The 26,585-nt window shown below is 45.9% G+C and carries 23 protein-coding genes, 1 tRNA gene and 1 other RNA gene; 22 read left to right on the forward strand and 3 right to left on the reverse strand.

The annotated features are described in order from the left end of the window. The first annotated feature begins 8 nt into the window (after nucleotides 1-8). The 10 genes from MKZ13_RS00845 (at nucleotide 9) to MKZ13_RS00890 (ending at nucleotide 11,277) form a co-directional block, all read left to right on the forward strand. Nucleotides 9-1,742, forward strand: coding sequence for a tetratricopeptide repeat protein (locus tag MKZ13_RS00845; protein ID WP_339181118.1), 1,734 nt, complete (start codon nucleotides 9-11; stop codon nucleotides 1,740-1,742). Nucleotides 1,743-1,915: 173 nt separating this feature from the next. After that, complete coding sequence (gene trxB, locus MKZ13_RS00850) at nucleotides 1,916-2,875, forward strand: thioredoxin-disulfide reductase (protein WP_091012024.1); 960 nt, start codon at nucleotides 1,916-1,918, stop codon at nucleotides 2,873-2,875. Between the two features lie 161 nt (nucleotides 2,876-3,036). After that, nucleotides 3,037-4,068, forward strand: a complete 1,032-nt coding sequence (locus MKZ13_RS00855; protein ID WP_036616412.1) for an AI-2E family transporter — start codon at nucleotides 3,037-3,039, stop codon at nucleotides 4,066-4,068. Between the two features lie 444 nt (nucleotides 4,069-4,512). Continuing rightward, complete coding sequence (locus MKZ13_RS00860; RefSeq protein ID WP_062837749.1) at nucleotides 4,513-5,463, forward strand: ROK family glucokinase; 951 nt, start codon at nucleotides 4,513-4,515, stop codon at nucleotides 5,461-5,463. A gap of 51 nt (nucleotides 5,464-5,514) precedes the next feature. Next, nucleotides 5,515-6,414 carry an RNase adapter RapZ gene (gene rapZ, locus MKZ13_RS00865; protein ID WP_017691251.1) on the forward strand — a complete coding sequence of 300 codons (900 nt, stop codon included), beginning with the start codon at nucleotides 5,515-5,517 and terminating at the stop codon, nucleotides 6,412-6,414. 13 nt (nucleotides 6,415-6,427) lie between these two features. Beyond that, nucleotides 6,428-7,414 carry a YvcK family protein gene (locus MKZ13_RS00870; protein ID WP_017691250.1) on the forward strand — a complete coding sequence of 329 codons (987 nt, stop codon included), beginning with the start codon at nucleotides 6,428-6,430 and terminating at the stop codon, nucleotides 7,412-7,414. Between the two features lie 6 nt (nucleotides 7,415-7,420). Further along, entirely contained in the window at nucleotides 7,421-8,359 is a 939-nt protein-coding gene (gene whiA, locus MKZ13_RS00875; RefSeq protein WP_091038642.1) for a DNA-binding protein WhiA, read from the forward strand. Between the two features lie 254 nt (nucleotides 8,360-8,613). Beyond that, nucleotides 8,614-8,883, forward strand: a complete 270-nt coding sequence (locus MKZ13_RS00880; RefSeq protein WP_017691248.1) for an HPr family phosphocarrier protein — start codon at nucleotides 8,614-8,616, stop codon at nucleotides 8,881-8,883. A gap of 156 nt (nucleotides 8,884-9,039) precedes the next feature. After that, entirely contained in the window at nucleotides 9,040-9,792 is a 753-nt protein-coding gene (locus MKZ13_RS00885) for an SIMPL domain-containing protein (protein WP_074092967.1), read from the forward strand. Nucleotides 9,793-10,179: 387 nt separating this feature from the next. Beyond that, nucleotides 10,180-11,277, forward strand: a complete 1,098-nt coding sequence (locus MKZ13_RS00890; RefSeq protein ID WP_339181122.1) for a DUF4163 domain-containing protein — start codon at nucleotides 10,180-10,182, stop codon at nucleotides 11,275-11,277. 176 nt (nucleotides 11,278-11,453) lie between these two features. Here MKZ13_RS00890 and clpP read toward each other — a convergent pair whose 3' ends face one another. Both clpP and MKZ13_RS00900 read right to left on the reverse strand, forming a co-directional pair. Then, nucleotides 11,454-12,050 carry an ATP-dependent Clp endopeptidase proteolytic subunit ClpP gene (gene clpP / locus MKZ13_RS00895; RefSeq protein ID WP_017691245.1) on the reverse strand — a complete coding sequence of 199 codons (597 nt, stop codon included), beginning with the start codon at nucleotides 12,048-12,050 and terminating at the stop codon, nucleotides 11,454-11,456. A 176-nt stretch (nucleotides 12,051-12,226) separates the two neighbouring features. Then, nucleotides 12,227-12,301: transfer RNA gene (locus MKZ13_RS00900), tRNA-Arg, on the reverse strand. A gap of 426 nt (nucleotides 12,302-12,727) precedes the next feature. Here MKZ13_RS00900 and MKZ13_RS00905 point away from each other — a divergent pair. The 9 genes from MKZ13_RS00905 (at nucleotide 12,728) to smpB (ending at nucleotide 24,607) form a co-directional block, all read left to right on the forward strand. Further along, entirely contained in the window at nucleotides 12,728-13,753 is a 1,026-nt protein-coding gene (locus MKZ13_RS00905) for a sugar-binding domain-containing protein (protein WP_339181125.1), read from the forward strand. A gap of 108 nt (nucleotides 13,754-13,861) precedes the next feature. Next, nucleotides 13,862-14,869: a type I glyceraldehyde-3-phosphate dehydrogenase gene (gene gap / locus MKZ13_RS00910; RefSeq protein ID WP_017691243.1), complete on the forward strand. Its 1,008-nt coding sequence runs from the start codon at nucleotides 13,862-13,864 to the stop codon at nucleotides 14,867-14,869. Between the two features lie 151 nt (nucleotides 14,870-15,020). Further along, complete coding sequence (locus tag MKZ13_RS00915; protein ID WP_036616219.1) at nucleotides 15,021-16,202, forward strand: phosphoglycerate kinase; 1,182 nt, start codon at nucleotides 15,021-15,023, stop codon at nucleotides 16,200-16,202. A 36-nt stretch (nucleotides 16,203-16,238) separates the two neighbouring features. Then, nucleotides 16,239-16,991, forward strand: coding sequence for a triose-phosphate isomerase (gene tpiA / locus MKZ13_RS00920; protein ID WP_036616221.1), 753 nt, complete (start codon nucleotides 16,239-16,241; stop codon nucleotides 16,989-16,991). A gap of 1 nt (nucleotide 16,992) precedes the next feature. Continuing rightward, complete coding sequence (gene gpmI / locus MKZ13_RS00925) at nucleotides 16,993-18,537, forward strand: 2,3-bisphosphoglycerate-independent phosphoglycerate mutase (RefSeq protein ID WP_047841461.1); 1,545 nt, start codon at nucleotides 16,993-16,995, stop codon at nucleotides 18,535-18,537. Nucleotides 18,538-18,776: 239 nt separating this feature from the next. Beyond that, nucleotides 18,777-20,063 (forward strand): phosphopyruvate hydratase, encoded by a 1,287-nt coding sequence (gene eno, locus MKZ13_RS00930; RefSeq protein WP_062837741.1) that lies wholly within the window; start codon nucleotides 18,777-18,779, stop codon nucleotides 20,061-20,063. A gap of 212 nt (nucleotides 20,064-20,275) precedes the next feature. Further along, nucleotides 20,276-20,509, forward strand: coding sequence for a preprotein translocase subunit SecG (gene secG, locus MKZ13_RS00935; RefSeq protein ID WP_062837740.1), 234 nt, complete (start codon nucleotides 20,276-20,278; stop codon nucleotides 20,507-20,509). A gap of 562 nt (nucleotides 20,510-21,071) precedes the next feature. Further along, nucleotides 21,072-23,864, forward strand: coding sequence for a ribonuclease R (gene rnr, locus MKZ13_RS00940; RefSeq protein WP_339181129.1), 2,793 nt, complete (start codon nucleotides 21,072-21,074; stop codon nucleotides 23,862-23,864). 260 nt (nucleotides 23,865-24,124) lie between these two features. Continuing rightward, nucleotides 24,125-24,607 carry an SsrA-binding protein SmpB gene (smpB, locus tag MKZ13_RS00945; RefSeq protein WP_036674736.1) on the forward strand — a complete coding sequence of 161 codons (483 nt, stop codon included), beginning with the start codon at nucleotides 24,125-24,127 and terminating at the stop codon, nucleotides 24,605-24,607. Between the two features lie 338 nt (nucleotides 24,608-24,945). Here the strand turns inward: smpB and MKZ13_RS00950 are convergent, their stop codons facing one another. After that, nucleotides 24,946-25,089 (reverse strand): hypothetical protein, encoded by a 144-nt coding sequence (locus MKZ13_RS00950; protein WP_339181132.1) that lies wholly within the window; start codon nucleotides 25,087-25,089, stop codon nucleotides 24,946-24,948. 115 nt (nucleotides 25,090-25,204) lie between these two features. Here MKZ13_RS00950 and ssrA point away from each other — a divergent pair. The 3 genes from ssrA to MKZ13_RS00965 all read left to right on the forward strand — a co-directional run bounded on the left by ssrA (nucleotide 25,205) and on the right by MKZ13_RS00965 (nucleotide 26,418). Beyond that, nucleotides 25,205-25,569, forward strand: a transfer-messenger RNA (tmRNA) gene (ssrA, locus tag MKZ13_RS00955). Between the two features lie 86 nt (nucleotides 25,570-25,655). After that, nucleotides 25,656-25,853, forward strand: a complete 198-nt coding sequence (locus MKZ13_RS00960; protein WP_339181135.1) for a hypothetical protein — start codon at nucleotides 25,656-25,658, stop codon at nucleotides 25,851-25,853. Further along, entirely contained in the window at nucleotides 25,846-26,418 is a 573-nt protein-coding gene (locus MKZ13_RS00965; RefSeq protein WP_339181138.1) for a zeta toxin family protein, read from the forward strand. Before MKZ13_RS00960 ends, MKZ13_RS00965 begins: the two co-directional genes overlap by 8 nt. The last annotated feature ends 167 nt before the right edge of the window (nucleotides 26,419-26,585 follow it).

The following is a 26,585-nucleotide window of genomic DNA, read 5'->3' on the forward strand; positions in this document are numbered from 1 at the left end:
CTTGGAAGATGAAGGGCAAGCTAGTGCGGGCTGAGGGACACCTTGCCAATATTATACCGATTCACTTGGATGCTTCTTTCTTCTTTGAAAGAGCTGTCCGCTCGCTGGACCGAAATCATGTCGACAAGGCATTAAAATATTTTCGCAAAGCTGTTGAATACGAACCGGAAAATCCGGTAAATCATTGCAATATGGCGGGTATATTATCGGAGAAGGGGGATTACGAAGCCTCCAATGCCATTCTGGCTAACGTGCTGGAAGTGGTAGATCCGTCAATGACGGAATGCTATTTTTATATGGCGAACAATTATGCAAATATGGATCGGTTTGAGGAAGCCGAGCAAGCACTTGTTACCTATCTGGAGGAGGACACCCAAGGCCAGTTCATGACGGAAGCCGAAGAGATGATGGAGCTTCTGTACTATGAGCTGGATCGTCCGACCAAACTGAATCGAATCAAATCACGCAAAGGTGTAGTGGAGCACGATCAGGCACGGGAACTGCTGGAAGAAGGAAAATTTGCACAGGCTGCTGAATTGCTTGAAGGCATGTCTTCTGATTATCCTGATTACTTGGCTGCCCGTAACAATCTGGCACTCGCCTACTATTATATGGGTCTGTTTCCCAAAGCAAAAGAGACCATTGCCGAAGTGCTTGAACAGGAACCAGGTAATCTGCATGCACTCTGTAATCTGGCCATTTTCCATCAAAATGAGAACCGGGCTGATCAAGTGCTGCTTCTGATCAAAAAATTGCGGGTCATCGTGCCATTCCAGCACGAACAAGTCTACAAACTGGCGACAACAATGGGAATTCTGGGCCAACACGATACGGCTTATGTTCACTTCCGGCGTTTGCTCAAGGACGAAGAGACAGCTGCTGATCCGGCACTTGCTCACTATGCAGCCGTGGCGGCTTATAATACAGAACGGTACGATGCTGCTGAGCGTTTATGGCATCATGTGTCCAAGCTTGATCCGGGTTCCGAAGTATCCCGGTATTATCTGTCAGGTCTTGAGGCTGTAAGACAAGGCGAGCAAGAGCCAGAGAAGCTGAGTTATCACTATCATCTGCCATTTGATGAGCAGTTCAGACAGTGGGAGAACTATGGTAGTGGCATACCTGAAGAAATGAAAAATGATCCACTGATTCGCTCATCTTTCTTCTGGGCATTGCGTCATGGTGATCGGGCAACCAAGCTACAGGTAATTCATGCGCTTGGGATGATCGGTGACTATGAGGTGCAACAGGCTCTGCAATCCTTTATTGAAGAGCCAGGAGAAGAACAGGATCTGCTTGAGGCAGCACAAGCTGTACTGAACGGATTGAAATCGGCTGAACAAGAGGATCGGAATTCTCAGGTGGTTCGTCCCTTTTCTCCTGTAGCCTTGAAGTCTATTGGGAAGGTTCAATCCACTTCAGAGCAATCGGACAATGGATCAACCTCCCATTGGCAGGCTGTTGTTGAACGTGCGTTACAGATGTCTGAAGCCAAGGCTGAGTTGCAGCAAGAGATGGAACGGCTCTGGACGGATTATGTATCCCGGGTACATCCGGAGGTTCCAGGTACGAAGCAGATTGAGGGTTGGGCTGCAGGACTGGAATATTTGGCAGCGAAGAATCACAGACGGCCCGTTACCTATCAAAGCATTGCTGAGCGGTATGGGATATCGGCATCAACGGTTAGCAAGTATGCTAAACAGATTCATTCGGTTTGTAACAGCAAGCCACCACTTGTATAGAAAAAGTTCGCTTTAACTCGTTTTCAGAAAGACATCATCAGGTGAAGGATACAACAACCGGGAAAACGGGTAAACTTAACGAATGGGCCTCGTAAACGCCTGTAGGATATCATCTTGGCAAGTTCATCGCTAGTACAACACATTCTCACCTTAATTAAGGAGGCTGTATCTATATGTCTAAATACAGAACGATTGTGATCGGAACGGGACCTGCGGGTCTGACAGCAGCGATATATCTGGCTCGTGCTAATCTGAAACCACTGGTTATCGAAGGTCTTCAGCCGGGTGGTCAATTGACGACGACAACGGAAGTTGAGAATTTCCCCGGTTTCCCGCAAGGTATCATGGGTCCGGAACTGATGGACAACATGCGTAAGCAAGCTGAACGTTTTGGAGCAGAATTCAAAAACGGTTGGGTAGAAGAGGTTGATTTCAGCAAACCACCCTTCAAGGTAAAAGTTGGAGGAATTGGTGAACTGGAAGCTGAATCGATCATTATCTCCACAGGTGCTTCCGCTCGTTATCTCGGTATTCCGGGTGAGCAGGAAAATGTGGGACGTGGTGTAAGTACATGCGCGACATGTGACGGCTTCTTCTTCCGAGGCAAAAAAATCGTGGTCGTGGGCGGCGGAGACTCCGCGATGGAGGAGGCGAGTTTCCTGACTCGTTTTGCAACAGACGTGACATTGGTTCACCGCCGGGATGAATTGCGTGCATCCAAGATTATGCAGGATCGGGCTCGCAGCAATGAAAAGGTGAAGTGGGCGCTGAACCGTACTCCACTCGAGGTCGTACCAGAAGCTTTGGGTGTCAAAGGACTGAAGGTGCGCAACAACGAGACGGGGCAGGAAGAGTTGCTCGAAGCAGATGGCGTATTCGTTGCCATTGGTCACACACCGAATACAGGATTCCTTGGGAATGCGATCACACTGGACGAACATGGCTATGTTGTCGTTAAACCGGGAACAACGGAGACCAATATTCCGGGTGTATTCGCCTGTGGTGATGTTCAAGATACGAAGTATCGTCAAGCTATTACAGCTGCAGGATCAGGATGTATGGCCGCGATGGATTGTGAGAAGTTCCTTGAAGGAAGCATTGTTCATGATTGGAGCGAAACGTTGGATAAATAAGCATTACATGCTTGAGGTTAGGCATATGTTAGGAATAAGAGACAACGGGAAGTCTCATGAATGAGAGAAGCCGGAGGGCTTCTCTTTTTTTGAAACTACAGTGGGCATGAGTTCGTATACATATAGGGCATATTAGCTGTGAGGTGAAGATTTTGGGGGAAATGATAAAAGATTGGTTACAGAATGCGACAGTGAGACGGTTTTTGATCTTGCTCTTGTTCTGTTTAATTTTGTTCAGTATGGGGAGTATGCTGCACATGATTCTGCTGTTGTTCCTGGTGACATATGTCATGAACAGGTTACAGCATTTCATTACAGGTGGTCTGAATCGATTGTTTCCGATCAATTATAAAGTTGTGGTCATCCTGCTCTATATGATTGTGATCGCAGTCATTGTGCTTGGCATATCCAGATATTCACCACGGATCGTGGATCAGGTCGTTCAGTTGACCAACGAGATTATGAAATTTCTGGATAGTGCAGACGGTGATAATTTTGCATCCAAAATTGCGGGTTATCTTCAATCCTTCGATATTAAAAATTACACCAATGATGCATTGAAATATATTTTCGCTTTGAGCAAATGGCTGGAGTTTATTCTGCTTGTCATCATTCTAAGTCTGTTCTTCTTGTTACAGAAGCAGGAGATATCCAAGTTCACGTCCAAGTTCAAAACAAGTAAAATTGGATGGTTCTACAATGAAGTGGCTTATCTGGGAGACAAATTCGTGTCTTCTTTTGGTAAAGTCATTGAGGCACAGCTTCTTATTGCGGTGTTTAATACGGTGCTGACGATACTTGGCTTATGGATTCTGGGCTTCCCGTATCTGTTCGCTCTGACTATTCTGGTGTTCATGCTCAGTCTGGTTCCCGTTGCGGGAGTTATCATCTCACTTGTACCGCTCTGTCTGATCGGGTATCAGATGGGTGGACTGAAATTAAGCATTATTGTAATTATCATGATTATTGTTATTCATGCTTTGGAGACGTACTTCCTGAATCCAAAACTGATGGCACACAAGACCAAATTGCCAATGTTCTACACCTTTATCGTACTAATTCTGTCGCAACACTTCCTGGGGATCTGGGGACTGATCATTGGTATTCCGATCTTTGTCTTCCTGCTCGATATTCTGGATGTGAACAAGATGGAGAAGACAGAAGAGCCGGTACGTGTGGAAACGAAGTTATAACGCAGAAAAATCAACTGAGTTTAACCCCAATTCTACAACTTCAGAATTTTCATAAAAGTAAGGGTGCCTTCTATATGTAGAAGGCACTTTTTTGTTGGCAATACCGTCATTAGATAACTTTCTGCATGAGAATGACAGGTGGCGGGTGCATAAGACGAGTCACCACTATGAGGGGACGATGTTGATCTTTTATGAATGGAACGAGTGAAGATGCAATATCATGAGTTGAGGCTTCCTCTGTTATGGAGGAAGGAATAAAGTGTGCGTTTATAAATGAAGGTAATGAGGATGTATACGTATTCAAAAATGCTATGTGATGTGGTTCACAACCCTGGTGAAGCATGATGTATACAAGCTCTTATCGTCTTGACCCAGGCGTATCCTTCAATTATAGTTGGTACGTAGGACTTAAACTATTTTAGATAGATAAAGGTGGCTTGCAGCATGTCTGAGAAAATCTACGTTGGGGTCGATCTCGGCGGAACAGCAATCAAGGTCGGTATATGCGATGAACAAGGTCAGCTAATGCATACGTATGAAGGACCGACTGAAGTGGATAAGGGCGTAGACACGGTCATCGCCAACATCGAGAAGTATGTCCGACATATCGTAGCCGAATCACCGTACAGCTGGGAACAGCTTGAGGGTGTAGGTGCTGGAGTGGCCGGTTTCACGAATGTACGCGAGGGAATTATCGTTCATGCCCCTAACATCGGATTTCGGAATGTGGCCATTCGTTCGATTCTGGAAGAACGTCTGGGCAAGCCAATCAAAATAGATAACGATGCAAACGTGGCTGCACTGGGTGAAGTATGGGCAGGTGCTGGCAAAGGCGTAGACAACTGCGTATGTTATACACTCGGTACGGGTGTTGGCGGAGGCTTGATCTTGAATGGCAACATTTATCAGGGTTTCTCGGGTATGGCGGGAGAACTGGGTCATATCAGTGTTGTACCTGATCTGGAGGCCATCAAGTGCGGTTGTGGTAAAATGGGATGTGTAGAAACCGTATCGTCTGCAACGGGTATTATCCGTATGGCAAAGGATGCAGTAGAACGTGGTGATCATACGTCACTGGCTCTCGTCGACAAGATTGCAGCCAAAGAAGTATTTGATGCTGCCAAGGCAGGCGATGAAGTGGCACAGCGCATTGTGAATCGTGCGGCCTTCTACCTGGGCAAGTCCATGGCTACTGTAGCGGCTGTCATTAACCCGGAGATGTTCATCATTGGTGGTGGCGTATCCAAAGCAGGTAATTTCTTGTTCGATGAAATCCGTACCGTATTTGCTAAGTTGACACCGGAACCACTCCAAGAAGGGGTTCAGATTCTGGAAGCTACACTTGGTAATAATGCAGGTATTGTAGGTGCAGCAGGTCTTCTCTTGCGTTCCTAGTGACCTCGTAACAATATATGAAGACAGCAATATGATAAGGAGGGGACATTTATGCTTGAAGGTGAAGGCTCACCAGGCACAGGCGCCACGCTCATTATCATTACGGGCATGTCCGGAGCAGGTAAAACCATTGCAGTACAAAGCCTGGAGGATCTGGGTTTCTTCTGTGTGGATAATCTGCCGCCGGTATTGATTCCGAAATTTGCGGAACTAATTGAACAGTCAAACGGCAAGATTGGTAAGGTTGCATTGGTTATCGATCTGCGCGGGCGTGAATTCTTTACGGCTCTGTCCGAGTCTTTGAACTATATTAAAGATCATTTTACCATTCATTGCGAAATTTTATTCCTGGATGCTACAGATTCTGTACTTGTTCAGCGTTACAAAGAAAGCAGGCGCAGACATCCACTGGCTCCTGAGGGCATGCCGCTGGACGGCATCCGACTGGAACGCAAGATGTTGGAGGAACTCAAAAACTCTGCGACTCAGGTACTGAATACAAGCACAATGAAACCTGCTCAACTGAAAGAACGCATCATATCCCGCTTTTCTCATCTGGAAAGCCAAATGCTGTCGGTGAATATTACGTCGTTTGGATTCAAATATGGCATTCCGATTGATGCTGATCTGGTGTTTGATGTACGTTTTTTACCGAATCCGCATTATATTGATCATTTGCGACCGAATACGGGACAGAATAGTGATGTGTACGAATATGTTATGAAGTGGCCAGAGACACAGGCGTTTCTGACCAAGCTGCTGGATATGCTGCATTTCCTGATTCCGCAATACCGGAAGGAAGGCAAAAGCCAGGTTATTATTGGAATCGGCTGTACCGGAGGCAAGCATCGTTCGGTAGCAATATCGGAATATTTGGGCAAGATGTTGGGAAGCAGCGAGACAGAAGCTGTTACCGTGAGCCATCGCGACGCTGACCGGGACCGTCATTGAAGAGGGTGAAGGGATGAAAGAGGCCGGACCACGAAGAGAACGTCCGAGAATCGTTGTAATGGGCGGCGGAACCGGATTATCCGTGATGTTGCGCGGTTTGAAAGAAAAGCCGCTGGATATCACGGCCATCGTCACAGTTGCAGATGACGGTGGAAGTTCAGGCATCCTGCGCAATGAGCTACAGATGCCGCCTCCGGGCGACATTCGCAACGTGCTTACGGCACTGGCTGATGTAGAACCATTGCTTTCAGATATGTTGAAGTACCGTTTCAATACAGGCGCGGGGCTTGCAGGCCACAGCTTGGGAAATTTGATTTTGGCTGCAATGACGGATATTTCGGGCGACTTTGTGACCGCAGTGCGGGAGCTTAGCCGCGTGTTTGCCGTTCGAGGTGAGGTATTGCCAGCTGCAGGCCAGGCCGTTGTGTTGCATGCGGAGATGGAAGATGGGACAATTATTACAGGTGAGTCCAAAATCCCTGAGGCGGGTGGACGCATCAAACGTGTTTTCCTTGAACCGGATCACGTGGAGCCGTTGCCAGAGGCAGTAGAGGCCATTCGTCAAGCTGACGCTATTCTGATCGGGCCAGGCAGCCTCTATACAAGCATCCTTCCCAATCTGCTCGTACCTAAGCTGGCTGAGGCTGTGGTAGAGGCTGATGCGGTGAAGATGTTTATCTGTAATGTTATGACACAGCCGGGAGAAACTGATAACTATACGGTAAGTGACCACCTTAAGGCGGTACACGAGCATATAGGTCATCAGCTCTTCGACTATGTTATCGTAAATAATGGTGATATTCCGCTGCAAGTACAGAATAAGTATGCGGAAAAAGGAGCAAAACCGGTTGTACTGGATATGAATGTACTCGAAAGTGCCGGCTATCAGGTGGTTGCAGATACTCTTGTTCTGTTCAAAACCTATCTGCGTCATGATGCCGACAAGTTAAGTCATCACATCTACCAACTGGTACAAAATTGGATGTTACGGAAGAGGTGAAGTCCCATGTCGTTTGCAGCACAGACCAAAAAAGAGTTAACCATGATCGAGAGCGAACCGTGCTGCGAAAAGGCGGAACTTTCAGCCCTCATCCGTATGCTTGGTGCAGTGCAGTTATCGAATAAAAAAGTGATCTTGGATATTTCGACGGAGAATGCCGCCATTGCAAGACGGGCATACTCTCTGCTTAAAAAGCATTTTCAAGTGCATACGGAATTACTGGTCCGCAAAAAAATGCGGCTGAAAAAGAACAATGTATATATTGTTCGTATTCCAACCATGGTACAGGAGATTCTCAACAGTCTTCATATTGTATCGGAAGGTTTTCTGTTTACGCCAGGAATTAATACGGAGTTGTTTCAGCAGAACTGTTGTAAACGGGCCTATCTTCGCGGTGCATTTTTGGCCGGTGGATCGGTTAATAATCCGGAAGGCTCCTCGTACCATCTGGAGATTGCGTCCATGTATGAAGAGCACTGTCAGGCACTCGTTGACCTGGCCAATGAATTTCATCTGAATGCCCGGTGTATAGAACGAAAAAAAGGATTCATCCTATACATTAAGGAAGGCGAGAAAATCATTGAGCTGCTCAGCATCATTGGTGCTCATCAGGCCTTGTTCAAGTTTGAAGATGTACGAATTATGCGAGACATGCGTAACTCCGTTAACCGGATTGTCAATTGTGAGACCGCCAACCTGAATAAAACCATTGGAGCGGCAGTAAGACAAATCGATAATATCCGGTTGTTACAAAAGGAAGTTGGTCTGGAGTCATTGCCTGAGAAGCTTCGTGAAGTGGCGGAGGTACGACTGGCTCATCCAGATATCAATTTGAAGGAAGTGGGCGAACTCCTTAAAGGTACAGTTAGCAAGTCAGGAGTGAACCATCGGCTTCGTAAAATTGATGAGCTGGCTGAGAAAGTGCGCACAGAACGTTATGGTTAAGACGGAGTAGGGTAAAGTAACAAGGTCGGCTGTTTCTGCTGAACAGAAAGGTCGGGAAAGTCAACCGTTAAGGATCTAGGGGACTTACTTAGGACATTGGATGCGCTGTGCAAAAGATGAAATAGGGCAAGATAATGTCCGTCAAAGCACCCTGAGTTTTTTCTTCTAGTGTCCTGCACGGGTTAATGGTATAATGTTGTTTAAATATAATTGTGTATTTAATGTCCAGATTTCATAATAGGGGGTAAGTTTCCATGACAAAGCACCCGGTAGTTGTCCGTTTGAAAACGGGTCTCCATGCCAGACCTGCGGCACTGTTCGTTCAAGAAGCGAATAAGTACTCGTCTGAAGTGTTCGTCGAGAAGGACGACAAAAAAGTTAATGCAAAAAGTATCATGGGGATCATGAGCCTTGCAATTAGCACAGGTACGGAAATCCAGATTAGTGCAGAAGGCGCGGATGCCGAACAGGCTGTAAACGCTTTAGTTAGTCTGGTAAGCAAGGAAGAGCTCGAAAACCAATAAGATATGATCAATCCAATGAAGAAGTCCCGAAAGGGGCTTTTTTGCGTTTTTCACGTTTATGCTATCGTCAAGTGCAACATTATGGAATATGTCCCGTCTGTTAAGGTATCAAATCGTTTAAAGTTTGAGATGTTAACACATAAGGAGGCTATCGTGATGGGTAAACAATGGATGAAACCGTTTGGTGCGGTGCTGGTGGCAAGTACGTTGCTTGTTGGAGGAACGGCATGGGTTGCACCAGGTAACTATGCTTACGCTGCAGAGGTTCAGGGAGTACAACAGAATGTGATTAATGTTGTGGGGAAAGGTGAGATTCAAGTGAAGCCTGATATCGCGTATCTGTCCATTGGTGTGAACAGTACTGCAGAGACAGCTGCATCTGCTCAAAAAGCGAATGCTGCCAAAGTTCAAAAGGTATCCAACTTGCTGAAGAATACGTGGAAGATCAGTGCAGACGACATTCAAACGAGTCAGTTCTCTGTACAACCCAACTATACGTATAGCGAAAAAGACGGACAACAAATTAAAGGATATACAGCGCATCATACGCTGACTGTCACATATCGTGAGATGGACAAGATCGGCGAGTTGCTCGATGCTGCTTCGGGTGCGGGTGCCAACAATATTGAAAATGTGCGCTTTACTGTAGAAAACCCGGAAAGTTATGAGTCCCAAGTGATTGAGAAGGCTGTTGCCAATGCAGATGTGAAAGCTGGCGCCATTGCAAAAGCAGTTAAACGTCAACTGGGTGCTGTTCTTTCCGTAAGCCAAGGTGATGCCAATGTGCCTGTGTTCTATGCAAGTGAGGCATTAATGTCCAAAGCACAAGATACAGCAGGTGGCACTGAGATTGAAACAGGCCAGGTTAAAGTAAGCACAATCCTGAATATCACGTATGAAATGAAATAAACAAGAGGCAACTAGGATTGTAAGCTCAAGTAACCTTTTCAAGTGTCATTTGAAGGGTACAACGAAATAATGACAAAGACTTTGTCCTGTGGACAGAGTCTTTTTTTGTTGGAAAGGCAAACTTTGATGAAGTTAGATAGGAGGGTACCTTTTTGAAGCAACATGAAATGCTGTATATTGGTATCTTTTTTGTATAGTTGTTCGTGACAAAAAGGTCATATCCCCATATATTTTCCGCCTGATATTCATCAACATTGTAACTCGAGCTGTAAACCTTTCCGAAATCGGGTTAATTATAATAGAGAGGTGAGCGTATGAGATATGCGATCAGGTCATGAGTACATACGCAATGATCCCTAATTGTGAATTCAGAGAGGAGTTTTATATATGACATCATGGAAAAAATGGACAAGTGCATTGCTTGCGGCAGGAATTATTGTAGGTAGCGGTTCGGTGTGGCAGGACAGCTCGGTTCAGGCAGCATCGGTATCCTCTAAAGTGACAACCCCAGCTGAGGTAACTCTGAAATCGGGTGGGAAAACACTGACTCAAAAAGGACTTCTTCAAGGTGGCTCAACTTGGGTATCTCTTACGGCAGTTAAAGATGTGGCAGGTGGAACGCTGAAATATGATGCCAAAACCAAAGAGTACGCTTTGACAGCAGCCAATAACACGATGACGATCAGCCTATCGGATGGCGAACCGAGTGTTCGAATTAACAACTATTATCCTCAAGTGGACGCAAAGCTGATCAACGGCAGATTGTATATTCCATTCTCAGCAATGAGAGATTATCTGGGTGTACAGGGGAACTGGGATGGCAAAACCAAAACGTTGACACTCAGCAAGGTGAAACAAAATAACGTAAAAATTAAAGCGGCAACAGTTAATGTCACTGTGAAAAATGCCGAAGTAGATGTTCAATATCCGCAGGTGAGTGGACTTGCCAGCAAAGAAGCTGAAGCGGCGATTAACAAAGTGCTGAAAGATGAAGTGGATGCTTATGTAGCTGACTTCAAGAAACAGACATCTGAATTCGGCGGTGCAACAGCCAACCGTCCATATGCATTTGAGAGCTCCTATGTAGTGACGTACAACGAAAAAGGTGTGCTGGGGCTCATTACACAACGATACGAAGATTATGCTGGCGCCCATGGTATGACATACCGTACGGGCCACACCTTTGCACTGGACACAGGTAAGGAGCTTACGTTAGATGATGTGCTGCAAAATAATAAAACCATGCGCGAGACGTTGAGTAAAAAAGTGGGTGAACAACTGAAAGCCCGCGGTGGATACCTCGATGGGTATAAAGGGTTAAATAAAGATCAAGATTTCTATGTGACACCAACGGGTGTAGTTGTGTTCTTCCAGTTGTATGAATATACGGCATACGCAGAGGGATTTCCTGAAATGCCATTTACGTACAAAGAGCTTCTCCCTAAAGGCACAGAACCTTTCAGTAATGTATCTAAAACCAAATAAAGAAATCATTATTATGCACTCTTAAGTTATCTTCCTTATTCCTTATAAAATGAAAAAAAGAAGCCCTCATCATGATCATGATGAGGGCTTCTTCTCGTATAGACAACACAATTATATGTTGCTGATTACGTTAGGTGTTGATTATGTTAACGCATAGACCGTGGTCTACGTCACACTTAGATGCCTTGTGATCCTACGTTTTCGATAACTTTATCAATGATACCGTAATCGGCGGCTTCAGCAGCACTCATGAAGTAGTCACGATCTGTATCTTTCTCAATCCGCTCCAGCGGTTGACCTGAACGCTCAGAGATGATGCGGTTCAAGGTATCACGCATTTTCAGGATGCGGCGAGCACGAATTTCGATGTCAGAAGCCTGACCTTGTGCACCACCAAGTGGTTGGTGAATCATAATCTCACTGTTTGGTAATGCAAAACGTTTACCTTTTGCACCGGCATTCAACAAGAATGCACCCATGGAAGCCGCCATACCTACACAGATGGTAGATACATCCGGTTTGATGAATTGCATTGTATCGTAAATCGCCATACCGGCTGTAATCGATCCGCCTGGGCTGTTGATGTATAAGTGAATGTCTTTCTCCGGATCTTCCGCAGCCAGGAACAACATCTGTGCCATAATGGCATTAGCCACTACGTCATTAACATCGCTACCAAGGAAAATAATACGATCCTTCAGCAATCTGGAGTAGATGTCGTAGGCGCGCTCACCCCGGTTGCTCTGTTCAACGACCATTGGAATAAAACTCACGTGAAAAACCTCCTTGGAATGTAAATGTTATTGGTGTTTATACTTAAACTGTTACCGTATTACCCACATAATAAACAATTCCAAACAAAAAGTCAAAGAAAGTCAAACTAACTTGCAAAAAAAAGAAACCTTTCCGGTTTCATTGGTTAAATGGGTTATGAGCTGTTAAATAAAAATGGCGCGCCCGCCAAGAATCGAACTTGGATCTCAGGCTTCGGAGGCCTACGTCATATCCATTGGACCACGGGCGCACATTATGTGACAGCAATAATGATTATAGCTCATGAAATATTTAATTGCAAGCAGTTCGTTGTGGTATTGGTTTGGATTAACCTAAAAATGATCATGATGAAGAAGAGTGGATAAAGAGTGCATTTAAGTAAATGCTATTAGAGGTTTTGGACATGCCGTATGAAATGTGATTCTGAGCGATATGTAGACTGGATTCATTTGTTTCTTCTATATATGGTATGCGTGAGCTAGTCCTAGATCATGGAAGTCTAAGATTGTGAAAATAGGCGCGTACAAACGCTGAATGCGTGTCGAAATAACACGTTGAAACACTTGCATGTCACGTCAGTTTTAGGTAGAATAGACGTGGGACTTAAAAAGTTAACCCGGGACGTTTTAGGGCCACAAAAGAGAGCTTAGAACGAGAACTTGCGGGAGTGGAAAGCATGCGAACGATTTTAGAAATACAAAAGCAGCTTCTGCCTGATCTCATGGATATCTTGAAAAAGAGGTATACGATTCTGCAACAGATCATGTTATCGGATGTGATTGGACGGAGAACGTTAGCTAATTCCATGCAGATGACCGAGCGGGTTCTGAGGGCTGAGACCGATCTGTTAAAGGCTCAGGGACTTATTGAAATTGACAGTGCAGGAATGAAGATCAGCGAGGCAGGGTATGATTTGCTGCAGCAGTTAGAGCCCGTAGCCAAAGAGTTGTTCGGATTATCTGAGCTGGAAGAGCGCATCAAGCAAGCCTACGGTCTGCAAAAGGTAGTTGTGGTTCCTGGTGATTCGGACGTTTCTCCATTTGCCAAAAGGGAACTGGGCAGAGCCGGAGCGAAGGCTCTCGGCAATATCATGAGTGACAACGACGTTGTCGCCGTTACTGGCGGATCAACAACGGCCGAAGTCGCAGAGCAACTGACTCCGCCAACATCGCTCAAAGGTGTTTGGTTCGTACCGGCACGCGGTGGACTTGGAGAAAGCCTTGAAATTCAGGCAAATACGATCGCATCCACAATGGCAAAACGGGTAGGAGCGCAATACAAACTCCTGCATGTACCGGATTTGCTTAGTGATCATGCCTATGAATCATTAATCCAGGACCCCAGTGTTCAGGAGATTCTGCAGCTGATTCGGAAATCGCGGATTGTTATTCATGGAATTGGTGATGCCGTAGAGATGGCGACAAGACGTAAACTTGCGACGGAGATTATAGATGAACTTCAGGAGCAAGGAGCCGTATCTGAATCTTTCGGTTATTACTTTAATGATCAGGGTAAGGTGGTACATACCATGCTTACACTGGGTATGCGACTTCAGGATATTGAACGAACCGATGTTGTGATTGGAATTGCAGGTGGCAAAAGCAAAGCTGCTGCTATACATTCCGTGTTACGATTTGGTCAGGAAGATATTCTGATTATTGATGAGGCTGCTGCCAAAGTCATCGTTGCTGAAATGGAATAAGTGTTTGCTTTGCATTACAATTATTGTTGTCTTGACGGACTTCACCGTCTGTCTTGAATATATAAGTTTCATAAAAAAAATTAATCAAAACTTGGGAGGAACTTACTCATGATTAAAGTAGGTATTAACGGTTTTGGACGTATTGGACGCTTGGCATTCCGCCGTATTCAAAATGTAGCAGGCATCGAGGTAGTAGCAATCAACGACTTGACTGACGCTAAAATGCTCGCTCATTTGCTCAAATATGATACAACTCAAGGTCGCTTCGATGGCGATGTTGAAGTACACGATGGCTTCTTCAAAGTGAACGGCAAAGAAGTTAAAGTATTGGCTAACCGTAACCCGGAAGAACTTCCTTGGGGCGACCTGGGCGTAGATATCGTTCTGGAATGTACTGGTTTCTTCACAACTAAAGAAGCAGCTGAGAAACACTTGAAAGGTGGAGCTAAGAAAGTTGTTATCTCCGCACCAGCTACTGGCGACATGAAAACCATCGTTTACAACGTAAACCATGAAATCCTCGACGGTACTGAAACTGTAATCTCCGGCGCATCTTGCACAACAAACTGCCTGGCACCTATGGCAAAAACATTGCAAGACAAATTCGGAATCGTTCAAGGTTTGATGACTACAATTCACGCTTACACTGGCGACCAAAACACGTTGGATGCTCCACACCCTAAAGGTGACTTCCGTCGTGCTCGCGCAGCAGCTGAAAACATCATCCCTAACACAACTGGTGCTGCTAAAGCAATCGGTCTGGTAATCCCAGAACTGCAAGGCATCCTTGATGGTGCAGCTCAACGTGTACCAGTAGCTACTGGTTCCCTGACTGAGCTCGTAACTGTTCTGAACAAAAAAGTAACTGCTGAAGAAGTTAACGCAGCTATGCAAGAAGCTTCCGATCCAGAAACTTTCGGATACACAGAAGACGAAATCGTATCTTCCGATATCCAAGGAATCACTTTCGGTTCCCTGTTTGATGCAACTCAAACTAAAGTTCTGACTGTTGGCGACCAACAATTGGTTAAAACTGTAGCTTGGTATGACAATGAAATGTCCTACACTGCACAATTGGTTCGCACTTTGGAGCACTTTGCAAAAATGATTAAGTAATATCTGCAATAACATAGAGCGGAAACAGATGCTATATTGTTTCCGCTCTTTATATATCTACATTTTGCAAATTTCTCAAAAACACCAGGATTGACGAGGGATTTTAGCTCTTGATTGGTCCACCAAATACATGGGTGCGGAGGAAATACAGATGAACAAAAAAAGTGTACGCGATATCGAATTGACAGGAAAACGGGCTTTTGTCCGTGTAGATTTCAATGTGCCGCTCGAAGATGGTAAAATTACAGATGACAAACGTATTCGTGCAACGCTTCCTACAATCAACTTCTTGATTGAAAAAGGCGCTAAAGTCATTTTGGCAAGCCACATGGGTCGTCCTAACGGCGAAGTGGTTGAATCTTTGCGTTTGACTCCAGCAGCTGAGCGTTTGTCTGAATTGCTTGGTAAAACAGTTGTTAAAGCTGACGGTTCTGTTGGTGACGCTGTTAAAGCTCAAATCGCTGAACTGAACAACGGCGACGTATTGTTGCTTGAAAACGTTCGTTTCCACGCAGGCGAAGAGAAAAACGATCCGGAACTGGCAAAACAATTTGCTGAACTGGCTGACGTTTTCGTTAATGATGCGTTTGGCGCGGCTCACAGAGCACACGCTTCGACTGAAGGAATCGCTCACTTGCTTCCAGCAGTGTCCGGTTTGTTGATGGAGAAAGAACTTGAAGTGTTGGGTAAAGCAATCTCCAACCCTGAGCGTCCTTTCACAGCTATCATTGGTGGATCCAAAGTTAAGGACAAAATCGATGTAATCGACAACCTGCTGAACATTGCAGACAACGTAATCATCGGTGGCGGTCTGACTTACACGTTCTTCAAAGCACAAGGACATGAAATTGGACAATCCTTGCTGGATGATTCCAAACTTGATGTTGCTCTCGGTTTTATCGAAAAAGCGAAAAAATTGGGCAAAAACTTCTACCTGCCGGTAGATATCGTAGTGTCTGACGATTTCAGTGCAAAAGCAAACACACAAATCGTTGACATCGATGGTATCCCAGCAGATTGGGAAGGTATCGACATCGGTCCTAAAACACGCGAGATCTATGCTGATGTAATCAAAAACTCCAAATTGGTTGTGTGGAACGGACCAATGGGCGTATTTGAAATCGAGCCATTCTCCCACGGTACTCGTGCAGTAGCGGAAGCTTGCGCTGAGACAGAAGCTTACACTGTAATTGGTGGCGGTGACTCCGCAGCAGCAGCTGAGAAGTTCAAATTGGCTGACAAGATGAACCACATCTCTACAGGTGGCGGTGCATCGCTCGAGTTCATGGAAGGTAAAGTACTTCCAGGCGTAGTGGCATTGAACGACAAGTAAGTTTTAGTAGTCTATAGCATGAAGGAGTTGAAACCCATGAGAACACCGATTATCGCAGGTAACTGGAAAATGTTCAAAACGGTTTCCGAGTCCAATGACTTCATTCAGGAAGTTAAAGGAAAAGCGGAAGTTGAAGGCGTAGAAACTGTAATCTGCGCACCGTTTACAAATCTGCCATCCCTGGTAGAAGCGGTTAAAGGTACAAACATCAAAATTGGTGCACAAAATCTTCACTTTGAAGATAACGGTGCATTCACAGGTGAAATCAGCGGCGTGATGCTGAAAGACCTGGGTGTGGATTATGTCATTATTGGTCACTCGGAGCGCCGTCAATATTTTGCGGAAACCGATGAGACTGTTAATAAAAAGTTGCATGCAGCATTCCGTCACGGATTGACTCCAATCTTCTGCCTTGGTGAGACGCTTGAAGAGCGTGAAGCGAACCAAACAAAAGACGTATGCAAAGTGCAAACAGTAGCTGCTTTTGCAGGTCTGTCTGCAGAGCAAGCGGCACAAGTTGTTATCGCTTATGAGCCAATCTGGGCGATTGGTACAGGCAAATCCTCCACTTCCCAAGATGCGAATGAAGTTATTGCTTACATTCGTACGCTGGTGAAGGATCTGTACAACGAGACGGTTGCGAATGCAGTTCGTATTCAATACGGCGGCAGTGTTAAACCAGAGAACGTAACAGAATACCTCGGACAAAGCGACATCGACGGCGCACTTGTTGGCGGTGCCAGCTTGCAGCCGGCTTCGTTCATCGCGCTTGTTGAGGGGGCGAAGTAAGATGACAGCTCCAAAACCTGTAGCACTGATCATCATGGATGGCTTTGGTCTGCGTAATACGGTGGAAGGCAATGCGGTAGCGCAAGCCAAGAAACCGAACTATGACCGTTTCATGAGCCAATTCCCACATACAACGCTCACTGCTTGCGGTGAAGCTGTAGGTTTGCCAGAAGGGCAAATGGGAAATTCCGAGGTAGGTCACCTGAACATTGGTGCCGGCCGGATCGTATACCAGGATTTGACCCGTATCTCCAAATCCATTCGTGACGGCGAGTTCTACGACAATGAAACACTTGTCAAAGCTGTTCGCGAAGCGAAACAAAGCGGTAAAAAGCTTCATCTCTACGGTTTGTTGTCCGATGGCGGCGTACATAGTCACATCGACCACCTGTTTGCTATGCTGGATCTGGCCAAAAAAGAAGAAATGAACGATGTATATATTCATGCCTTCATGGATGGCCGTGATGTTATGCCAGACAGTGGTAAAGACTTCATGCAGAAGCTGATCGCTAAGATTGAAGAAGTCGGAGTAGGTAAAATCGCAACGGTTCAAGGTCGCTATTACGCGATGGACCGTGACAAACGTTGGGAACGGGTTGAGAAATCATACCGCGCCATCGTTTATGGAGATGGACCAAAATACACTGACCCACTCAAAGCGGTTGAAGAATCGTATGAGAAGTCCGTATTTGATGAATTCGTTGAACCAACGGTTATCGTCAAAGCGGATGGTGAGCCGGTAGGTTTGGTAGAGAGCGGCGATTCCGTTATCTTCCTCAACTTCCGTCCTGACCGTGCGATCCAGTTGTCGCAAGTATTCACCAACCAGGATTTCCGCGGTTTCGATCGTGGTCCGAAGTTCCCTGTGGGCTTGCACTTTGTATGCTTGACTTTGTTCAGCGAGACGGTTGAAGGTTATGTGGCTTATTCGCCGAAGAACCTCGACAACACCCTGGGTGAAGTTCTGGTACAGAATAATAAAAAACAACTGCGTATTGCAGAAACTGAGAAATACCCGCACGTTACCTTCTTCTTCAGCGGCGGTCGTGATGTGGAGCTTCCGGGCGAAACTCGCGTACTGATCAACTCACCAAAAGTTGCAACGTATGATCTGCAACCAGAGATGAGCGCGTATGAAGTGGCTGACGCATGTGTTCGTGAGATCGAAGCAGACAAACATGACGCCATCATTCTGAACTTTGCTAACCCTGACATGGTTGGACACTCCGGCATGCTGGAGCCTACCATCAAAGCGGTTGAAGTAACAGATGAGTGTATGGGCCGTGTTGTGGATGCAGTACTTGCCAAAGGTGGCGTTGTACTGATCACGGCGGATCATGGTAACGCGGATATGGTCTTCGATGAGAAAGGACGTCCGTTCACAGCTCATACAACGAACCCAGTTCCATTCATCGTTACGGATGCCAATGTAACCCTGCGTGAAGGCGGAATCCTGGCTGATATCGCGCCAACGATCCTTGACCTGATGCAATTGCCTAAACCGGCTGAGATGACAGGTACATCCGTCATCGCTACCCGTAAATAAGTTACGAAACAAGATATATAATTGGGCGGTTTGGCGTTTGCACATTGAACGAAGGCAGCAGAAATAGTCTGAAGAAGCAACGCGTTCGCCTTTATCACATGATTTCAACTTATGAAAATAAGTTCAAAGAAATCAGGGGATAACAGCGATCAGAAGACGATTCTGCTGACGTAGTGAAAAAGGGCAAACACAAGTTGGTCCAAAAAATTAAATCCCAACTATAAAGGAGATTATCACAAATGACTATTATTTCTGACGTGTACGCTCGCGAAGTCCTCGACTCCCGCGGTAACCCTACAGTAGAAGTTGAAGTATACCTGGAGTCCGGCGCAATCGGACGCGCAATCGTTCCATCTGGTGCATCCACTGGTGCCCATGAAGCCGTTGAGCTTCGCGATGGCGACAAATCCCGTTACCTCGGTAAAGGTGTTCTGCAAGCTGTTAAAAACGTAAACGAAACAATCGCTCCAGAAGTTATCGGTATGGATGCATTGGATCAACTGGGTATCGACAAATTGATGATCACTTTGGATGGTACGCCAAACAAAGGTAAACTGGGTGCTAACGCAATCCTGGCTGTATCCATGGCAGTAGCTCGCGCAGCTGCTGACGCTCTGGACCTGCCATTGTACGTATACCTGGGCGGATTCAACGCTAAAGCATTGCCAGTTCCAATGATGAACATCATCAACGGTGGTGAGCATGCTGACAACAACATCGACGTTCAAGAGTTCATGGTTCTTCCAGTTGGAGCACCAAGCTTCAAAGAAGCTCTTCGCGTAGGTGCAGAGATCTTCCACAACCTGAAATCCGTATTGAGCTCCAAAGGCTTGAACACAGCTGTAGGTGACGAAGGTGGTTTCGCACCGAACCTTGGTTCAAACGAAGAAGCAATCACTACAATCATCGAAGCAATTGAAAAGGCTGGTTACAAACCAGGCGTTGACGTATTCCTGGGTATGGACGTTGCTTCCACTGAGTTCTACAAAGATGGTAAGTACACACTTGCTGGTGAAGGTAAATCTTACACTTCCGCTGAGTATGTTGACCTTCTGGCTTCATGGGTTGAGAAATACCCAATCATCACAATCGAAGACGGTATGTCTGAAGATGACTGGGATGGTTGGAAATTGCTCACTGAGAAATTGGGCGACAAAGTACAACTCGTTGGTGATGACCTGTTCGTAACAAACACTGAGCGTCTGGGCAGAGGTATCGACGAAGGTATCGGTAACTCCATCCTGATCAAAGTTAACCAAATCGGTACATTGACTGAAACATTTGATGCAATCGAAATGGCTAAACGCGCAGGATACACAGCTGTAATCTCCCACCGTTCCGGTGAGTCCGAAGACAGCACAATCGCTGATATCGCTGTTGCAACTAACGCTGGTCAAATCAAAACGGGTGCTCCTTCCCGTACAGACCGTATTGCGAAGTACAACCAATTGCTCCGCATTGAGGATCAACTGGGTGAACTGGCTCAATACAATGGTCTTAAAGGATTCTACAACCTTAAAAAATAAGCTGGATCTACAGCTTTTACGGGCAAGCCGGGTAACCGGCTTGTCTTTTTTATTAAGACGGAGTAATGATATAACGTAAGGATCACGCAGATGGTGAAATTTAGGGCATTGTATAAACTGTACTACTTGTAGTACAACCATAGCTATGTTACAATTAAAGTAACTGTTTTTATGGTGAGATGTTATGCCCACATGGGTAGGAGGTGGAAAGAATGGATATTGCTTTGAAATTGCTGCTCGTTGTTTTCTCGATCGGTCTAATCACTGTAGTATTGCTGCAGCACGGGAAAAGCGCTGGTTTGGCGGGTGCCATCTCCGGTGGTGCGGAACATCTTTTCGGTAAAACGAAAGCGCGCGGATTGGATCTCTTCCTGCAACGTGCAACGGTGGTACTGGGTGCAGGATTTATGATTTTGTCTATTATTGTTACGGTGGTTTCCAAGTAAGATTCGGAACTGCTGTTCAATGAATAGCTTAAGCTAATGGCTTAATTGAGGAACCTTCGTTTCGTGAAGAAACGGGGGTTTTTTAATAAATTCCTACGCGTCCAAACTTTTCCAACAATCTAATCTATAGACTCCATGATTTTCGGTCTTCTTCTCACTTCTGTTTCGGTTTTCCTTCCTTAATATGCAATACACCCCTATCATGTATGGTATGTCCCTCGCTTATTCGTTACGCGAACTCACTCCCTATAATGAATGTCATGTGTACAGAAAATTTTCGCATGTCGTCCTTTTCCAGATGCGCACAGCACGTGTATCGCATAAAATGTCTGTAGAGATACGTGAAAGCGCGATTTTAGTGGAGCGCTTGGCAAACTGTGGTTTTTTTGCGAGGTACGGATGGGCCGGATTGAATTCGTGTATACTAGGGTATGAGATAGTATGGTTGCACTACTACGCTCTTTACAACAGTGATATTGCATTGCATGAAAATGGTAATAATTCCGATACATAAAGAGATGAGATTGCTTACACTTTTATGTTTCCCGAGGTGAATATATTAATGATAACAGAACAACAATTGCTCGACTTCATGCGGGAAACCGCTTATAAACCCATGACTTATCAGGAGTTGGAACAGCACTTCGCTATTGAAGATGCAGCTGATTTCAAAGCCTTTTTGATTATGCTTAATACGCTGGAGGAATCCGGTAAAGTTTTGCTGACCCGTAACAATCGCTATGGCATGCCAGAGCGCATGGATTTGGTACGCGGACGTTTACAGGCTCACGCCAAAGGCTTTGCTTTCCTTATCCCCGAGGATCGGGAGCACCCGGATGTGTACATTCATGCCAATGATATGAAAAGTGCGATGAATGGTGACACGGTACTGGTTAAAGTCACGTCTCAAGGACCTTCTGGCGGTCGCCTGGAGGGTGAGATCGTTCGCATTGTTACTCGTGCTGTAACACAAGTCGTTGGTGTGTTCCAAAGCCATGAAGTGTACGGATTTGTCATTCCGGATGACAAACGGATTAATCGCGATATTTTCATCCCGCGTACCAACTTTGCTGGGGCGGTTGATGGACAGAAGGTCGTAGCAAAGATCGTCAGCTATCCGGAGGGTCGTGCGGCGGCCGAGGGTGAAGTGATCGAGATTCTCGGTCATAAGGATGAGCCGGGTATTGATATTTTGTCCGTCATTCGCAAGCATCAGTTGCCTGAAGCCTTCCCCGATGAAGTGGTAGAAGAAGCGGAGAAAGCACCAGACTCCATCACGGATGAAGAGATCGTACAACAGGGTCGCCGTGATCTGCGCGGACTTAACATTGTCACGATTGATGGCGAAGATGCCAAGGATCTGGATGATGCTGTTAACGTAGAGAAGCTGCCTAACGGTAACTATCGTCTGGGTGTTCATATTGCTGACGTTGGCTATTATGTGCAGGAGAATTCCAAGCTTGATCAGGAAGCTTACAACCGTGGATGCAGTGTGTATCTGGTGGATCGGGTTATTCCGATGTTACCACAGCGTTTGTCCAACGGGATCTGTAGTTTGAACCCGCAGGTAGACCGCCTGACACTGTCATGTGAAATGGAGTTTAACGACCAGATGAAGGTTGTGAAACATGACATTTTCACAAGTGTAATCAAAACCAAAGAGCGGATGACGTATTCCAATGTCCGTAAAATCCTTGAAGGTGAAGAGCCGGAATTGCTCGAGCGTTATAAGGATCTGGTAGATGATTTCCATCTGATGAAAGAGATTGCTTTGAAGTTGCGTGCGATGCGTATGCGCCGTGGTGCGGTTGACTTTGATTTTGAAGAATCGAAAATCATTGTGGACGCAGAGTGCAAACCGGTAGATATCGTAAAACGGGAGCGTTCGATTGCAGAGCAAATCATTGAGGAATTCATGTTGGCAGCGAACGAAACAGTGGCAGAGCATTTCCACTGGTTGAAGGTTCCGTTCATTTATCGTGTACACGAAGACCCGGATCAGGAGAAACTGCAAAATTTCCTCGCCTTTGCGGCGAATTTTGGACACCAGGTCAAAGGACGTGGCAATGCGATTCATCCACGGGCGCTTCAATCGTTGCTTGAGGATATCAAAGAAACGAAAGAACAAACCGTGATTAGTACAATGATGCTCCGTTCGATGAAACAGGCGAAGTATGATTCTGAAATGTCAGGTCACTTTGGCCTCGCGGCAGAATTCTATAGTCACTTTACGTCTCCAATTCGTCGATATCCCGACCTCGTCATTCACCGGGTGATTCGCGAAGTCATTGAAAATAATGGTGCTTTGCCGGAGAATCGTCAGGAATATTTGGCAGCACGTATGTCCGATATTGCGCAACAGTCTTCGGAACGTGAACGTGTGGCGGTAGAAGCTGAGCGGGATACGGAGAAAATGAAAAAAGCCGAGTACATGCTCGACAAAGTAGGCGAAGAGTTCGAAGGTATGATCAGCAGTGTGACCAGCTTTGGTATGTTCATTGAACTGGAGAACACGGTTGAAGGTCTGATTCGCTTGAGTGCGCTCACGGACGATTATTACCATTTTGACGATCAGCATATGGCTCTGATTGGTGAACGTACCTCGAAAGTCTTCCGCATCGGTGATGAAGTGAAGATTCGTGTGGCACGTGTAAGCATGGAAGAGTATACGATTGATTTTGAAATGGTGGATATGAAACCTCGCGGTGAACGTCTTGGCGGCTTCGGTGGCGGACGTGGCGGTAAAGGTGGACGTCCTAGTAGCGGCGGCGGACGCGGCGGTGCCAAGGGTGGACCGGGTGGTTTCAGCGGTTCACGTGACGGCAAAGGAGGCTCATCTGCTGCTGGAGCCAACCGTGGTGCCAGATCAACGGAAGAGAGCAGCAAAGGTGGACGTGGCGGTCGCGGTGGAGCAGCGAGTGCAGGTGCGGGCGCAGGCTCATCCGGTGGCTACGCAGGCAAAGGCGGCAAACCTAAAGGTGAGCGTCGTGCGGGTGATGCTGGTGGATCAACTGGCCGGGGCAAAGGCGCGTTGAGCTTTGGTTTTGGCTCAGGTAAAGGCGGATATAGCTCTACATCGGGTGGATCGGATAGTAGTTCAACCGGTGGACAAGGAAGTGGCCTGAACAGCGGCAGCGGTCGCGGTGAAGGAAGCTTTAAGTCCGGCAAGGGCGGCGGTAAAGGTGGCAAAGGCGGAAGTGGACGCAAAAACACTTCGCCGAGCGGCGTATTTATTGGAGAGAATGCAACTCCTGGTGGCGCTCAGGAAGGTGGAGCACCACGACGCAAGCGGAAGAAGAGCAAAGGTGCAGCTGGTAACGGTACGGCAGCTTTTGTACGGAAAAAGAAAAAATAAAGCTAACGTAACTTGGAGAAATGGATTACAATTCGTTCCTCCAGGTTAAGCGTTGGAGAAAATAGTCACTTCAGCCGGTGTGTTGTTTCGCACAGTCTGAAAGTGGTGTAATGAGGAGGGGCGGCAGAGGTCGCCTCTTTCTTGATTTTAACAGCCGTACTTGCTACAATTAAGGTCTGGCACGTGGTACCTTGGTGCAACATTGGGTGCGTTGCTATAGAGCATGGTACCGGCTTATTTTACGGAGAAGGAGTGAGGACATGGGCAAGAATGATGGACAGAGTAAAGTGCTTGCACAGAATAAAAAGGCTTCCCATGACTACTTCATTGAAGATACGTATGAAGCGGGCATGGTGCTTACCGGAACGGAGATCAAATCTCTTCGTAACGGCCGTGCGAATATTGGTGACGCATTTGCCACGATTCGAAACGGTGAGATTCATATTCACAATATGCATATTAGTCCTTTTGAACAAGGGAACCGAAATAATCCACTCGATCCGACACGTACACGCAAGTTGTTGATGCATAAAGTGCAGATTCACAAGCTGCTCGGGCTGTCGAAACAGGATGGGTACAGCATTGTGCCGCTGAAAATCTATATCCGCAATGGTTACGCAAAGCTCTTGCTCGGACTGGGTAAAGGTAAGAAGCAATACGACAAACGTGAAACTGCCGCGAAGCGCGATGCTCAACGTGATATCCAACGGGTACTGCGCGAGAAGCAGAAGGTTGCACGTTAAGTGGAACGATGTGCGTGAAAAGCCTTACTTTAGGTGTATAAGTTAGTTTTTGTGATGGAGCTAGGAAGATTGATGTATGAGTTAAGGAGTCCCAAGGTTTGCCCTGCAATGGGCAAAATTGAGGCTTTTTTATTATTAGTAGAAAGGGGATGTGATGTGAATAGCTGAAGTGTGCAGTGGGCTGATTTTTATTGATGTGTGACTAAGAAAACTGCTAGGAGCATGGAGCTTAGTGCGGTGATGAATCTAAATTATCAGCTGTTGCGTAAGTTGACTGAATCGTGGGTAAGATACTTAGGTGCCGTTGTTCGTGATCCGATCTGGGTAAATGGTAAACTTTACTTCCGATTGGTGACGCGGTATAATATGTAGACGATTGAGCCTGTTATATTGGATAACTTTGTATCTGTGCTCAGCCTGTTGGAACGTTTTCCAACAATCTGTACTATATCGGCTTGCTGCTCTATGTTATGATTACTCATGTAGCAGACAGGAATGCCGAGTTTGAAAGAAGCATCTTTTTACCTTGGAGGAAAAAAGATGTGCAGCACCTTTGCTCCGTATTCACGGATTAATCCTGGAGCCCTTCTTCATTGAGGGGGCGTTTATGGATTCGACGGGGATAGTTCGAGCATGGGTAGCGGGTAGTGGGGACGCGTCCGCTTTATCAACGCTAAAGCCTATTAAACGGCAAACAACAAACAAACTACGCTTTCGCAGCCTAAGAAACTGTGTGCGTGCTTCTACCCTGCATCGCCCATGTGACAGGGATAGGGGCTAACAAGTAGTGGGATACGCTGTCACATCTCCGCCTGGGGTGTGCTGAAGAAGACAATCAGGCTGACCCAACGTATAGCCGGTTACGGGGCGATACTCGGGTGACATCAAAACTGTGACTACACCCGTAGAAGCTTATGTGCCGTTATCTTCGGACAGGGGTTCGACTCCCCTCGCCTCCATTAGAGTCAAAAGCCATCAACCAGTGTTCTGGTTGGTGGTTTTTTAGTTTATGATATAATAAACAGAAATTTAGATTGGGGGACTCAAGATGTTTGAAAATCGAGAACAGCTCCAAGAAATTTTGAAAAAGGCAATTCAACATGCACGGAAACAAGCTAAAGAATCAGGTGCCTCTATTTATTATATAAAGAACAACAAACGCGTTCGTGAGGATGCTGAAGGAAATAAATTTGAAATTATATTTGATGCTACTGGGAAACGCCAGGAGTTTGAGTATCATGAGTGAAATCAGACCAGTTATGACTGTGTTTGCTGGAACCAATGGAGCAGGGAAAAGTACACTCAGTATGCAAATGAGAGAGTGGCTTGGTGAACTGGTTGATCCGGATCAAATTGCAAGAGAGTTGAAGCCAGAGAATCCGCGCAGTGCTGACCTGTCTGCTGGCAGGGAAGCTGTGAAAAAAATCCGATCTCTCATTAAAAGTGGTATGAACTTCGCTATTGAAACGACATTGTCCGGATCATTTGTTTTAAAACATATGGAAATAGCAAAACAAAATAGATACGAAATTGTCGTATACTATATCGGTCTTGAGGATGTTCAAATGCATATAGATCGTGTAGCCTCTCGTGTTGAACAAGGTGGACATTGGATTGCAGAAGAAGACATTCGTTATCGATATGGTGAGTCATTGAAGAACCTTAAACCGGCTCTAGCCATCGCAGATCGGGTTATCCTCATTGATAATACATACGAGCCTTTAATTGTTGCTGAAATCATACAGGGTGATTTGATCTACTGCGCTGAATCCATACCTGCATGGTCTAATCTTGTTCTTGTGGGTTACTGATACTCGGGTGACATCAAAACTGTGACTACACCCGTAGAAGTTTATGTGCCGTTATCTTCAGACAGGGGTTCGACTCCCCTCGCCTCCATTAGAGTCAAAAGCCATCAACCAGCGGTCTGGTTGGTGGTTTTTCTGTTTATGCTATAATATTTGTAAAATAAGCTGAT

The sequence above is a fragment of the Paenibacillus sp. FSL R5-0701 genome, from assembly GCF_037973995.1.
Classification (GTDB): domain Bacteria; phylum Bacillota; class Bacilli; order Paenibacillales; family Paenibacillaceae; genus Paenibacillus.